Here is a 12,994-nt window from a genome sequence, read left to right as displayed (position 1 = left end):
GGTTACCAGGCAGTAGCCGATACCTTTTCCGGCGTCCGCTGATCGACCGACGGATCTTGCACGCGGGTGTTGCCCGCTTCGATCCATTCGGTGTCGCGCACGCCGTGGCGCGAGCGGTCCGTACCGCGCACGGCGGCCTCGCACCGCCGCGCGAGATCGCGGCGGTCCGACCCCGGGTGCTCCAGCGGCTCGAGCGAGATCTCGACGACCATGCCGCGACTGCGCAGTACCCGCTTCGCCGAATCGGCGAAGCTGTCGTCGCCGACGAAACCGGGCACCGTGCACGGGACGCCGTGCCGGTCGAGGTAGCGCAGCCGAACCGGCTGCACCGGGGTGGTGGTGTCGATCGCGGCCTGGAACATGGCCGGGCGCATCGAGCCGTAGGCCCGCCCGCACCAGGTGGTGCCCTCCGGGAAGACCGCGATCCGGTTGCCCTCGGCCAGCCGCCGCCCGACCTGACCGACCACGCCCGGCAATTCGCGCAGGCGGGCCCGCTCGATCGGGATCACCCGGGTGAGCTGGGCCAGCTTGCCCAGCACCGGCCACTCGACCATGTCGGCGCGGGCGACGAAGCCGACCGGCTGCACCGCGGCCAGGGCGACCACGTCGGCCCAGCCGATGTGCCCGGTCACCACCATCACCGCGGTGCCCGGCTCGGCGAAGCCTGCCGTCGACGCGCCCTGCTCGGGGGTGCGGTTGTCGATGATGCGCAGTCGCATCCCCAGGCAACCGAGTGCGGCGCGGGCATACCGGCGCTGCACGTTCTCCCGGCGTGACCTCGGCGTCGCCGCGGTCAGCACGGGGAAGGTGAGCACCAGGCCGATCACCCCGGCCAGCCGGGCGATCGTCCTGGCGGTACCGACCTGGTCGATCGGTTCGATGCAGCGTGAACCACAGGGGCTCGACGGCATCCACGAGTGCGAGTGAGTGGCGGGCGGCGCGTCGAACACCATGGTGATTACTTCCCGTCGAAATTGGCGGCCGCGCTCTGCAGCCGCTCCAGATACCGGGTGTTGATGGTTTCCATGCCGAGCAGCGCGACGAAGTCGGCGACGGCGAAATCGGGATCGTGGGCCGGTTCGCCGCAGATCTCGGCGCCCAGGCGCAGGTATCCGCGCAGCAGCGGCGGGAGCTTGGGGCGGCTCGGCGGGGTCAGCTCGTCGAGGCAGAGCCCGTCGACGACGACCGGGCGGTGCGGGTGCACCCGGCGCTCGGGGTCGCAGGCGTGGCGGCCCAGCAGCAGGTCACGCACGCCGCGCACGTTCACCCCGGCCGGGTCCTGAGGGCCGTCCTGCATGGGCACCGAGACGCAGCCCATCACCCAGTCGTAGCCGGTGAGCTGGATGTAGTGCAGAATCCCCGCCCACATCAGGGTGAGCACCGAGCCGTTGCGGTGGTCGGGCACCACGCAGGCCCGGCCCATCTCGACGATCCGGTGACCGGTCGGGTCGAGCTGGGTGAGATCGAATTCGGTCGCCGTGTAGTACCCGCCCGCGGCGGTCACCTTGTCCGGCGGCAACATCCGGTAGCAGCCGACGAACTGCTCGGTGAACTCGTCACGGACCAGCAGGTGGTCGCAGTGCTCGTCGAACCGGTCGGCGTCCAGGCCGGTGCCGTTGTCGGGCATCCGGAACCCGGGTTCGGAGGCGAAGACCTGGAATCGGAGCCGCTGCGCGGCCTCCCTGTGCTCGGCATCGGACGCGACGACCAGACTGTACCGAGACTTCCCCACCCCGGAGTCCGGCGCCGGCGCGGTCAACACGGACGAAATTGTCATACCGCTGATGAAGCCAGTCCGAGCTGGCATCGGGGCGACACATCGGTGTCGTGTCGATGCCCGTTCGGTGAACGAGATGGGGGTCACACCGAGCGTTCATTTCACGGCCGCACAACATTCGCCGATACCCAGTTCCGCCCGTACGGCAGCGCCCATCGCGGCGATCGCGGCGGGCAGCGTCACCGCCGGATCGGGGGCGAAACGCGAGGAGTGATTGACCGGGAAATGCGGCGGTACCGTGCCTTCGGCCAGCATATACGCCGCGTCGTCGGGGCCGAAGCGATCGGGGCCGAAGCCACCGATGTTCCAGAACACCGACGGACAGCCTGCCGCCGTGCCGAGGAGACCGAAGTCCTCACTGCCGCTGAGCGGGTTCCTCAAGGGCAGCACAGCCAACCCGGTCGCGCCGAGTTCGGCCATCACCCGCTCGGTGGCGCCCACAGTGTTCACCGTCATCGGGAAGTGGTCGTAGAACTCGACCTCCGGCGCGATGGCGGTACCCGCCGCCGCGGCCTCGGCCGCGACGACCCGCCGGATCGCCTCCATCATCTGCGCGCGGGAACGCTCGGAGAACGTGCGCAGAGTGAGCAGGAGTTCGGCGTTCTCGGCAATGATGTTCGGCCGCGTGCCCACGTGCAACGAACCCGCGGTGAGCACCGGACTCGACCCTACGGCCGCCTGACGCGCGACCAGGCCGTCCAAGCGCAGGACGAGCGAGGCGGCCATGGTCAGCGGATTCACGGCCAGATGCGGACTCGACCCGTGTCCGCCGATGCCCGCCAGCCGCACCCGCACCGAATCCGATGCCGCCATCAGGGTGTCGCTGCGGGTGAGGACCAGTCCGGCCGGGGTCGGCCCGACGTGCTGCCCGAGACAGATATCCGGGCGTGGAAAGCGCTCCAGCAGACCGTCGTTCAACATGCCGGCCGCACCCGCGCCGGTTTCCTCCGCGGGCTGGAAGATCGCGACGACGGTACCGGTGACGGTATCGCCGGCGGCCAATTCGGCGCAGACACCGAGCAACGCGGCCACGTGTATGTCGTGTCCGCATGCGTGCATGACACCGGACACGGTCGAGGCGTAGTCCAGTCCGGTGTCCTCGTGCACCGGCAGAGCGTCCATATCGGCCCGCATCCACACGACCGGGCCCGGCCCGCCCCGCAGGACCCCGACCACCCCGGTGCCGCCGACCCGTTCGGTGACCTCCCAGCCCGGCAGCGCGCGCAGCTGTTCGGCTACCAGGCTCGCGGTGGCGAATTCCCTGCCCGACAGTTCCGGATGGGCGTGCAACTGCCGGTACACCCGCTGCCAGGGGTCCTCGGTGGTCGCCGGGACGATCGTTCGACCGAGCCCGGCGAGGGGGGACGGGGTCGATAGCGCGCTGAGTTCGTTCACCACGGTGGGCTCCTCGGATGGAAGGGCTGGGCCGCTTCACGGTGCCGATCGAGTCGCCGGACCGATACAATTTGCCGGATCTCGCCGTTGAAAGGCCCAACTATGCAGAATTCCGCCACGCTGGACGAGCTCGACTACGAATTGGTGGCGGCCCTACAGGTGGCGCCGCGGGCACAGTGGCAGCAGATCGGACGTGCCCTCGGCATCGACGGCTCCACCGCGGCACGCCGCTGGGCGCGGCTGCACAGCGAGGGCCTGGCCTGGCTCACCTGCTATCCGCTCAGCATCGACGGCGTGTCGCCGATCCTCGCCGTCATCGAAATCGACTGTGCTCCAGGACGTCTGCATGAAGTAGCGGCCGAACTCGCCCTCGATGTGAACCTGGTGACCGTCGAACTCACCACGGGTGCGCGCGACCTGATGATCACCGCGGCCTTCTTCGACCACGCGTCCCTGGCCCGCTATGTCACCTTCCGGCTCGGCGCCCTCGCCGGTGTGGTCACCACCCGCTCGCAGGTGGTGACCACCTCGTTCACCGAGGGCAGCCGCTGGCGGCTCGATCGGACCCGGATGGCCCACACCGCGTTGTCGGCGCAGACCCAGCGCCGCACGCCCGGTTACGGCTCCATCCACGCCGCCGACATCCCGCTGGTGACCGAACTCAGTCGCGACTGCAGGCAGTCGGTCACCACTCTGGCCGAGCGCACCGGGATGAGCCCGACCACCGTGCGCAGGCGACTGGCGCGACTCGACCACGACAACGCCATCGCCTATCGCTGCGAAGTGGCGCGGTTCGCGTCGGGCTGGCCGCTCAGCGTCACCTTCTGGGCCGCAACGCCGCTGGCGCGGGCCGCCGAGATCGGCCACGCGATCGCGGCGATGCGCGAGACCCGCATGTGCTACTCGATGACCGGGCCGCGCAATCTGATCTTCAACGTCTGGCTGCGCACGATGGCCGATATGCCCGCCTTCGAGGCGCGGCTCACCGAAGCCATGCCGGACCTCGCCATCGCCGATCGGTCGATGGCGCTGTGGCCGCTGAAGATCGGCGCTACCCTGCTCGACCCCCACGGGCGCTACCTGCGCCACATTCCGATCGGTCGCTGGGCGGACCGCACGGCTTCCGGAGCCGAGGACGCGCTCGTCGATGCCCTGCGCACGCGCGCCACGGCGGCCGACTCACCCACCGATCGATAGAACCCGGCGGCCCGCCGCCGGCGCGCAGCGCGAGCCGGGCCCCGCCGGTGGCGATTATCCTCGGCAAAACAACCTTCTCCGCCCGTATTCGGCACCAGCGCGCCCGCAATGGCCGACATTTGCGATAGTCCGGCGTTCGGCAGCGACGCTGCTTCCTTGATGTCACCTCACGCATCAAGGAGTTCGCATGAAACGCCCCCTCTTCGCAGCGTGTGTCGCGGCGGTCGCGACACTCGCCGCGTGCACGACATCGCAGACCGCCGATCGGGGCGGCGCGTCCGGCGGGACGGTGCGCCTGGCGCTGACCTCCGACGTCGGTAGCTTCGATCCCGCACGGGCGGCCGGATCCTCCGAGTACGCCGTCGACCGGCTGCTCTACTCGACGCTGGTCGGCCTCGACGACGACAACGTCGTCGTCCCGCGCCTGGCCGCGTCGTGGGACGTCACCGCGACGCAAGCCACCTTCACCTTGCAGCAGGGCCTGACCTGCTCGGACGGGAGCCCGCTCACCGCGCGCCAGGTCGCCGCATCGCTGGAGTACTTCCGCAAGACGGCTCCAGGCGCGGCGTACACGTTCGGCCCGGCCAATGGCGGCGACAAGACCACCATCACCGGCGACGACGCGGCCGGCACCGTCTCGGTACGCATGGCTACGCCCTGGACGGAGTTGCTCCCCTCGCTGGGCTTGGTCAACTCGGGCATCATCTGTCAGCCCGGTCTGGACGACCCCACCGGCCTGGCCACCGGTTCGGTGGTCGGCGCAGGCACCGGCCCCTACGTCCTGACAGCGAGTGAACGCGGCTCCCGCTACATCGCCTCCCTGCGCGAGGGTTTCGACGCGTTTCCCGCTTTCGCCGCCGACCGGGCGGGCCGCTCCCCCGCCACGCTCGAGCTCAGCATCGTCAAGAGCGAATCCGCCGCGGCCAATCTCCTGCAGACCGGTCAGCTCGACTTCGCCGGCTTCACCGGTCCCGACGGGACCCGATTGGCACAGGGCTTCGACACCGAGACCGCGCCGATGGTCCGCAACTTCCTGTTCTTCAACCAGCGCGCGGGCAAGCCGGGCGCCGACGCGGAGTTCCGCAAGGCCGTGGGACAGGCCATGGAGGCTCCGGCCTACAACAAGGTCCTCGGCGGCTCGGGAACCCTGCTGAAGAGCTATGTCGACGACACCGCCAATGTCTGCGCCAACACCGACGATGCCCTGCTGACCCGGCACGACCTCGCGGCGGCCACCCGAGTTCTGGCAGGCAAGAAGATCACGGTGACCGGCACCAACGCGATCGCCGACGGCGCGGGCAACACCTATGTCGCCGAGGCACTGCGCGCGGCCGGAGCCGAGGTGAAGCTGGTCAATGTCGACAACAACACCTGGGCCTCGTCGGTACTACCCGGCGGGGACTGGGACATCAACGTGATGGCGTCGCTGTCGACCACGCTGCTCACCGCGTCCAACCTGCTCACCGGTGCCGAACCGCCGGCGGGTCGCAACTACGGCGCGACCCACAACGACGCCTTCGACGAGGGTCTGCGCGCGGCGGTCGTCACCACCGACCAGACGGCCAAATGCGCAGCCTGGCAACGGGGTCAGGCGGGGCTGCTCAGCGCCGTCGACATCGTGCCGTTGTCGACGCTGAACGTGCGCTACGTTTTCGCCGACGGTGTGCGCGCACACATCCCCAACGGCCAGATCGACCTCAGCACCCTGCGGATCGGCGCGTGACAGGGTGGATCGGCTTCGCGGTGCGCCGCGCGGCCGGACTCCTCGCCGTGGCCGTGGTGCTCGTCGTAGTCACCTTCGCCATGATCCAGCTCATTCCCGGTGACCCCGCCGAATCGCTGGCCGGGCAGAACGCGACCCAGGCCGACATCGCCCGGATCCGGGCCGAACTGGGCCTGGACCGCCCGCTGCTCACCCGCTTCACCGACTACGTGTCGGGGCTGGCCCAGGGTGATCTCGGCAGGTCGTTCCAGACCAGGGAGGCGGTCTCGGACGTGATCGCGACGCGGCTGCCGTTCACCGCCGAGCTGGCGGTGTTCTCGCTGATCCTGGTGCTCGCGGTCGCGCTGCCACTCGGCATCGCGGTCGCGGCACGACACAGCAGGCGGGCCGACGGGGCGTTCACCCTGACCACCGGATTGCTCGGTGCCGTCCCGGAATACGTGGTCGGTACGGCGCTGGTGGTGATCTTCGCGATCATGCTCGGGGTGTTGCCCGCGGGTGGCGCGCAGACCGCGCAGTCGCTGATCCTGCCGGTGCTGGCGATCAGCCTGCCCAGCCTGTGTGTGATGGCACGGGTGGTGCGACGCGAAGCCGGAAACGTCTTGTCCCAGGACTACATCCGTACCGCGCGCGGTAGACGGCTGCCCCTGCTACGGCTGTATCTGCGGCACGTACTGCCCAACCTGCTCACTGCCGTCATGACCCTGAGCGGTCTGGTCCTGGCCTCGATGCTGGGCGGCACGGTGATCGTGGAGACCGTGTTCGCCTGGCCAGGCATCGGCCAGCGGGTGGTCGACGCGTTGCTGGTGCGCGACTACCCGGTGATCCAGGGCTGCGTCCTGGTTCTCGGACTGCTGGCCGCCGTGCTGAACCTACTGGTCGACATCGCGCTGGCGATTCTCGACCCGCGCTCCTCGCTCGCCGGAGGCAACCGATGAAGACTCGTCCCCATCCCTCTCTGGTGGCCGGTGCGGTCGGCTTCGCCGTCGTCGTCCTGGTCGCCCTCCTCGCCCCGCCCCTGCTGTACGACACCGCCACCGCCATGTCCGACACGGTGCGCGGCGGGAGCAGCGCCGAGCACTGGCTCGGGACGGACTCACTCGGGCGCGATGTGTTGGCGCGGGTCCTGGTCGCGACCCGGCTCACGGTGGTGTTGACCACCGTGGCGACCGTGCTCGCCGCTGCCGTCGGCATCGCGATCGGTACCGCGGTGTGGGTGTCCGGGCCCCGGATCCGTGAAGTCGGGCTCCGGATCATCGACATCATGGTCACCGCCCCGACGCTGATCATGGCGCTGGTGATCGCCACCATTCTCGGCGCGGGTCCGACCGCCTCGGTGATCGCCATCGTGCTCGGCGGCTCGCCGTCGTTCGCACGGCTCACCGCCAACCTCGCCGGCTCGGTCGCCGGGCGCGACTTCGTCTCCACCGCCAGACTTCTCGGAGTCTCACCGGCGCGGGTGATGAGCAGGCATTTGCTGCCCAACATCGCCGGACCGCTGACAGTGCTGTTCTCCTCCGCGTACGCGCAGGTGCTGGTCGCGCTGTCGGGTCTGTCGTTCCTCGGGCTCGGCGTGCAGAACCCCCAATTCGACTGGGGCTCACTGCTCAACGGCGGACTGCGCTCGCTCTACACCACACCGGCGGAAGCTCTGGGTCCCGCTGTCGCGATCACGGTCACCGGGGTGTTCGCCTCGCTGATCGGTGACGGCCTCGCCGCCACTATCGATCCGCGCGAGCGCACCGCCCCGCGGCGAGCACCGGCGGTCACCGCACCGGTCACCCCGAAAGCTCCCGAGCCCGGCGCACTGCTGACGGTCACCGACCTCAGCGTCGAGTTGGACAGTGGTGTCCGCCTGGTCGATTCGGTCTCACTGCGGGTGGCGCCGGGCGAGATCGTCGGCCTCGTCGGTGAATCGGGCTCGGGTAAGTCGTTGACGGCGATGGCGGTGGCCCGGTTGTTGCCCGACGAACTCACCATCAGGGCGGCCTGCCTCGATCTGGACGGGCTCGACCTGACGAGCACCGACAGCGACCCGGCGCGATTGGCGACCGCGCTCGGCATCGTCTACCAGGACCCGTCCGCTTCCTTCAATCCCGCGCTGCGCATCGGTACCCAGCTGACCGAAGTGCTACGCGTGCACGGCAAGACGACACGACGCAAGGCTGTGGCGCGGGCCACCGAGGCCCTGCGCCGGGTACATGTGCGGCAGCCGGAGACAGTGCTCGGCCAGTATCCCCACCAGCTCTCGGGCGGAATGCGGCAGCGGGCGATGATCGCCGCTGCGGTGCTGCCCGATCCCCGGTTGATCATCGCCGACGAGGCGACGACCGCACTCGATGTGACCGTGCAGGCGGAGGTCCTGGACCTGCTGCGGGAGATCAATGACCGCGGTACCGGAATGTTGTTCATCTCCCACGACATCGGTGTGGTCGGCACGCTCTGCCATCGCGTGGTGGTGATGTACTCCGGGCGGGTGGTCGAGGAGCTGACCGCTGCGGAACTGCGCGCCGGACGCGCTCGGCACCCGTACACGCGCGCCCTGCTCGCGGCCAGCCCGACCCTCGACGGCAGCGCGCCCGGAGGCAGGCTGGCGACCATCCCCGGCCGCCCGCCCGCACCCGCCGACCGGCCGATCGGGTGCGCCTTCGCGCCACGGTGTCCGCTCGCGGTGCCACGTTGCGCGGCCGAGCCGCCACCGCGAATCGGCGGCGTTGCCTGCCATGTCGTCGAGGCCGCACAGGAGGTTCCCACGCGATGACCACAGGACTCGAGATCACCGGGCTCAGCATCGCCTACGGCTCGGGCCGACACGCCACGACCGTGGTCGACGAGGTCACCCTGCGGGTGCCGACCGGCCGAACCCTCGGCCTGGTCGGCGAATCCGGCTCGGGCAAGTCGACGATCGCCAAGGCAGTGGTCGGGCTCGTGGCGCCCACCGCCGGGCGGATCACCCTCGACGGTCAGTCACTCACCGGAAAGTCACCGCGCCGGTTGCGGCGCCGCGTGCAACTGGTGTCCCAAGATCCCTACGCCTCGTTGAACCCGCGCATGACCATCGGGCGGGCCATTGCCGAAGCCATCGACCCGACCCGCGCCGATCCGCGCGTACACGCCGAGGCGATCGGGCGACGGCTGGCGACGGTATCGCTGGATCCCAGCGCAGCAGGGCGTTATCCCCACGAGTTCTCCGGCGGCCAGCGTCAGCGGATCGCGATCGCCCGGGCGCTGGCGGTGGAACCGGAGGTGATCATCGCCGATGAGATCACCTCCGCGCTGGACTGCTCGGTGCAGGCAGAAGTTCTCAATCTGCTGCTCGATCTGCGCGAACGCCTCGCGTTGACGATGCTGTTCATCTCGCACGACCTGGCGGTGGTGCGCCATGTCAGTGACGCGGTGGCGGTGCTGCGGCACGGCAAGCTCGTCGAATCCGGGCCCTGCGCCCAGATCTACGAGGCTCCGGCCGCGGCCTATACGCGCACGTTGCTGGCCAGCGTGCCCACCTTCGCGGCCGCCTCGCATCACTGATCGCCGCTGACCGACAGCGACAGCGCCCCGTCATCACGATGACGGGGCGCTGTCGTCTCGGTCAGACCGCGATGTGCTCTCGCGTGTCGGGCTGGTGCTCGGCCTGTCGGGCGTCGACCTTCGTCTCGGCCGCGTCGGCGAAGCCGGGGCGGGCGGTGCCGATGAAGGCCACCAGCCACGAGGCGACCGCGGCGAAGCGGTTGCGGAAGCCGACCAGATACATCAGGTGCACGGCCAGCCACATCGCCCAGGCGATGGTGCCCTTGAACGTGATGCGGTCGTTGAGCTTGACCACCGCGCTGAAGCGGCTGATCACCGCCATGCTGCCCTTGTCCCAGTAGACGAACGGCGTGCCCGCGTCCTTCTTGCGCCGGATGATGTCGGCGGCGTGGCGACCCTCCTGCATGGCGACCGGCGACTGGCCGGGATAGCCGTTGAGCGAGGTCATGTCGCCGATGGCGAAGATGTCGGCGTGGCCGCCGACGGTCAGGTCGGGGTTGATCAGCAGCCGGCCCGCGCGGTCGGTCTCGGCGCCGGTGGCCTCGGCCAGCAGTGCCGCGAATCCGCCCGCCTGCACGCCGGCCGACCACACCACGGTCTCGGCGGCGATGCCGCGCTCGATGCCCTCGGCGTCCTTGACCGTCACCTTGCCCTCGTCGATATCGGTGACGAAGGTCCCGAGCAGCACCTCGACGCCGCTGTCGGTCAGCGAGCGCTTCGCGTATTCCGAGAGCCCGCCGCCGAACGGGGGCAGCACCGCGCCGGCGCCCTCGACCAGGGTCACCGAGACCTCCTGGTGGAAGTGCCGCTTGGCCAGTTCCTTGATCTGGCCCGCCACCTCGACGCCGGTCGCGCCCGCGCCGACGACGACGAAGCTGAGCAGCCTGCGCCGGGTCGCCTCGTCGGCGTTCTCGGCCGCGGCGAACACCGAGGCGATCTGGTCGCGCAGGCGCTGGGCGTCGTCGATGGTCTTGAGCGAGAAGGTCTTGTCGGCGAAGTCGTCGCGGCCGAAGTAGCTCTGGCTGGCGCCGGTGGCCGCGATCAGCGAGCCGTAGCTGATCTGGCGGGTACCCTCGGCGGTCTCGTAGGTGAGCACGGCGGCCTCGGCGTCGATCGCGGTCACCTTGCCGAGCCGGACGTCGGCCTCGGGGTGACGGCGCAGTACGTTCTTGATCGGCGGTGCGATCTCCTCGGGCGCGAGCACGCCGGTGGCCACCTGGTAGAGCAGGGGCTGGAACAGGTGCTCGGGCGTGCTCGAGATCAGGACGTAGTTGATTCGTGACTTGCTCAGTTGCTTGGCAGCGGCGAGTCCGCCGAAGCCCGAACCGACGATGACGACATCCGTGTGTTCCATGATCGCGCGCTCCAAGATCGGTAATGAGTCCTTTCATATGAGTAAACGCGATGCGGAACGCAGATGTTTCCAGTGTTTGGGCGCATACTGAAGATGACTCTTATCTGCATAACTAATCAATAGGAGGGACCTGGTGGAACTTCGCCAGCTGGCGTACTTCGTCGCGGTCTGTGAGGAGCTCAGTTTCAGCCGCGCGGCGAGCCGCTGCTTCATCTCCCAATCCGCGATCAGCCACCAGATCGCGAGACTCGAACGTGACCTCGGCGCCCAGCTGTTCGAGCGCACGACCCGCGCCGTCGTCCCCACCGACGCCACCCTGCGCCTGCTGCCGCTGGCCAAGCAGATGCTGAGTCTGGAGTCCGCGATCCGCGCCGCCGTGCGCACCACCGGCCCGCGCATCCGGCTCGCCGCCAACATGTCGTTCGCGGCCCGGTCGCTGTCCGCGATCGCCGCCGCCCGCGCCGCCCACCCCGACGCCGAGATCGAATACGTCATCAAGCCGTTCCGTCAGCGGATCACGGCCGTGGCCGACGGTGACTGCGATCTGGCGCTGATCCGTGGCAGTGTGGATCAGCCGGGGCTGGCGGTGGAGCAGTTGTGGGTCGAGGATCTGGTGATCGCGATCTCGAGCAGTCACCCGCTGGCGGGCAAGGGGGTCGTCACGCTCGCCGACCTCAGTCCCTATCCGCTGTTGCTCCCGCCCGAGCAGGAACAGGTCCTGCTGCACACCCTGATCCGCTCGGCCTTCGCCGATCTTCCGGTCGGCCCCACCTTCGGTCCACCGATTCCCCCCGACCACACCGCCACGATGGAACTGCTCAACCGGCCCGAGTCCTGGACGGTCCTCTACGAGGGCCCGACCAAGGGGCTGCTCACCCTGGACCTCACCGACCACCGCCTGCGTATCCCGGTGTCGGCGGTGCTGCGTGAGGACGCACGCCAGAATCCGATCGTGAACACCCTGCTGGACGCGTTGCACCGGCGGTAGGAGCGGCTAGCCGATGGGCGAGCTCGCCAGGGCGTGTGCGACGGCCAGGTGGAGCGGCAGCGTCTCGGCATCGTCGTCCTCGACCGACCAGATGATCTCCTCGATCGCGCGCAGGAAGGCCCAGCCGTGGGCGCGGTCGGCGGGGATGCCGAGGTCACGTGCCGTCGCGGCGACGACGGCACGGGCGTGCTCGGGGGTCGGGGAGGACTGCACCTGGATCATGATCACAAAGCCCGCGTCGAAGGCGGCTTCGCCGAGGTAGGGCTTCGGATCGATGAGCAGCCACGGTTCGCGTTCGGCGGCAACGATATTGCCGAGGTGGGTGTCGCGATTGACGACGAGCAGCGGGCCCACCGGAACCGCGAGGCGCGCGCACCACGCCAGTGCCCGCTCGCGCAGAGCGTCCGGAAGGACCTCGGCGAGTTCGGGTTCCGGCTGCTGGAGCCGCGCGGTCCACTGCGCGACCACGTCGGTCGCGATCGGTAGTGCCGGATAGTCCTCGGGAACGTCGACCGGCTCCCGCCGCAACCGGCGTAGCAGCCCGCAGGCCAGGCGGACCCGCTCGGTGTTCTCCGGCCTGCCCTCCAGACTCGGGAACCCCGGCTGCTCCAGCAGCGGCTCCCCCGGCCGCGCCCACTCCATCAGCATCGCGCCACTGTCGACGTCGAACCGGTACAGCGTCGCCGCCCCGTCCCCGCCGTAGCAATACAGCCCGGTCGCCTCCGCCGCGTTCTCTTCGTCGACCACCGGCACCTTGAGCACCGCCACCGACCCGTCCCCGCGGCGCACCGGCGCGACGAACGCGTGCGTCCCACCCTCGAACGCCGGGCCGATCAGCATCAGCTCCCAAGCCCCACAGAGCTTTTCCACCAGCGCGGGCAGGTCGTCCAGCCACCGCTCCCCCGCGGCCCCGAACACCGCCCGTACCGTCTCCTCGACCTCCGGCGGCACTACGATCGGCAACATCGTCACCCATCCCACCCTGCCATGCCGATCCGCGTGCCGGGAGAGCCCCACCGGGCATCCGGGTGA

11 protein-coding genes are annotated in these 12,994 nt (G+C 69.6%); 6 read left to right on the top strand and 5 right to left on the bottom strand.

The genetic code is table 11. The features are described 5' to 3' along the window. Positions 1-2 precede the first annotated feature (2 nt). The 3 genes from V8688_RS12320 to V8688_RS12310 form a co-directional block, all read right to left on the bottom strand. Positions 3-953, bottom strand: coding sequence for a lysophospholipid acyltransferase family protein (locus tag V8688_RS12320; protein WP_218719324.1), 951 nt, complete (start codon positions 951-953; stop codon positions 3-5). Between the two features lie 5 nt (positions 954-958). Then, positions 959-1,777, bottom strand: a complete 819-nt coding sequence (locus V8688_RS12315; protein WP_218719323.1) for a GNAT family N-acyltransferase — start codon at positions 1,775-1,777, stop codon at positions 959-961. A 96-nt stretch (positions 1,778-1,873) separates the two neighbouring features. Beyond that, positions 1,874-3,175: an amidohydrolase gene (locus tag V8688_RS12310; protein ID WP_342800829.1), complete on the bottom strand. Its 1,302-nt coding sequence runs from the start codon at positions 3,173-3,175 to the stop codon at positions 1,874-1,876. 99 nt (positions 3,176-3,274) lie between these two features. Between V8688_RS12310 and V8688_RS12305 the strand changes: the two genes are divergently transcribed. The 5 genes from V8688_RS12305 to V8688_RS12285 all read left to right on the top strand — a co-directional run bounded on the left by V8688_RS12305 (position 3,275) and on the right by V8688_RS12285 (position 9,620). Further along, positions 3,275-4,369: an Lrp/AsnC family transcriptional regulator gene (locus V8688_RS12305; protein WP_218719322.1), complete on the top strand. Its 1,095-nt coding sequence runs from the start codon at positions 3,275-3,277 to the stop codon at positions 4,367-4,369. Between the two features lie 187 nt (positions 4,370-4,556). Next, entirely contained in the window at positions 4,557-6,092 is a 1,536-nt protein-coding gene (locus tag V8688_RS12300) for an ABC transporter substrate-binding protein (RefSeq protein WP_218719321.1), read from the top strand. Then, positions 6,089-7,030 (top strand): ABC transporter permease, encoded by a 942-nt coding sequence (locus V8688_RS12295; protein ID WP_218719320.1) that lies wholly within the window; start codon positions 6,089-6,091, stop codon positions 7,028-7,030. The genes V8688_RS12300 and V8688_RS12295 overlap by 4 nt, the downstream gene beginning before the upstream one ends. Then, the gene (locus tag V8688_RS12290; RefSeq protein WP_342800828.1) at positions 7,027-8,853 is read left to right on the top strand and encodes a dipeptide/oligopeptide/nickel ABC transporter permease/ATP-binding protein; all 1,827 of its coding nucleotides are present in this window, start codon (positions 7,027-7,029) and stop codon (positions 8,851-8,853) included. The genes V8688_RS12295 and V8688_RS12290 overlap by 4 nt, the downstream gene beginning before the upstream one ends. After that, a complete protein-coding gene (locus V8688_RS12285; protein ID WP_342800827.1) occupies positions 8,850-9,620 on the top strand; it encodes an ABC transporter ATP-binding protein in 771 nt (256 codons plus the stop codon). The genes V8688_RS12290 and V8688_RS12285 overlap by 4 nt, the downstream gene beginning before the upstream one ends. Before the next feature lie 61 nt (positions 9,621-9,681). Here the strand turns inward: V8688_RS12285 and V8688_RS12280 are convergent, their stop codons facing one another. Further along, a complete protein-coding gene (locus V8688_RS12280) occupies positions 9,682-10,974 on the bottom strand; it encodes an NAD(P)/FAD-dependent oxidoreductase (RefSeq protein WP_342800826.1) in 1,293 nt (430 codons plus the stop codon). 133 nt (positions 10,975-11,107) lie between these two features. Here V8688_RS12280 and V8688_RS12275 point away from each other — a divergent pair, with 133 nt between their 5' ends. Continuing rightward, positions 11,108-11,962, top strand: a complete 855-nt coding sequence (locus V8688_RS12275) for a LysR family transcriptional regulator (protein ID WP_189027249.1) — start codon at positions 11,108-11,110, stop codon at positions 11,960-11,962. A gap of 6 nt (positions 11,963-11,968) precedes the next feature. Here the strand turns inward: V8688_RS12275 and V8688_RS12270 are convergent, their stop codons facing one another. Next, positions 11,969-12,928 carry an aminoglycoside phosphotransferase family protein gene (locus tag V8688_RS12270; protein WP_316575683.1) on the bottom strand — a complete coding sequence of 320 codons (960 nt, stop codon included), beginning with the start codon at positions 12,926-12,928 and terminating at the stop codon, positions 11,969-11,971. Between the last annotated feature and the right edge of the window lie 66 nt (positions 12,929-12,994).

The organism is Nocardia sp. No.11 (assembly GCF_038752175.1).
Taxonomy (GTDB): Bacteria; Actinomycetota; Actinomycetes; order Mycobacteriales; family Mycobacteriaceae; genus Nocardia; species Nocardia canadensis.
This window is presented reverse-complemented; position numbering and strand designations above follow the sequence as displayed.

What these genes read in the sequence shown, in the direction of transcription:
- V8688_RS12270 (WP_316575683.1), bottom strand. Translation starts at nt 12,928, where the DNA reads ATGTTGCCGATCGTAGTGCCGCCGGAGGTCGAGGAGACGGTACGGGCG.
- V8688_RS12280 (WP_342800826.1), bottom strand. Translation starts at nt 10,974, where the DNA reads ATGGAACACACGGATGTCGTCATCGTCGGTTCGGGCTTCGGCGGACTC.
- V8688_RS12320 (WP_218719324.1), bottom strand. Translation starts at nt 953, where the DNA reads ATGGTGTTCGACGCGCCGCCCGCCACTCACTCGCACTCGTGGATGCCG.
- V8688_RS12305 (WP_218719322.1), top strand. Translation starts at nt 3,275, where the DNA reads ATGCAGAATTCCGCCACGCTGGACGAGCTCGACTACGAATTGGTGGCG.
- V8688_RS12285 (WP_342800827.1), top strand. Translation starts at nt 8,850, where the DNA reads ATGACCACAGGACTCGAGATCACCGGGCTCAGCATCGCCTACGGCTCG.
- V8688_RS12300 (WP_218719321.1), top strand. Translation starts at nt 4,557, where the DNA reads ATGAAACGCCCCCTCTTCGCAGCGTGTGTCGCGGCGGTCGCGACACTC.
- V8688_RS12290 (WP_342800828.1), top strand. Translation starts at nt 7,027, where the DNA reads ATGAAGACTCGTCCCCATCCCTCTCTGGTGGCCGGTGCGGTCGGCTTC.
- V8688_RS12315 (WP_218719323.1), bottom strand. Translation starts at nt 1,777, where the DNA reads ATGACAATTTCGTCCGTGTTGACCGCGCCGGCGCCGGACTCCGGGGTG.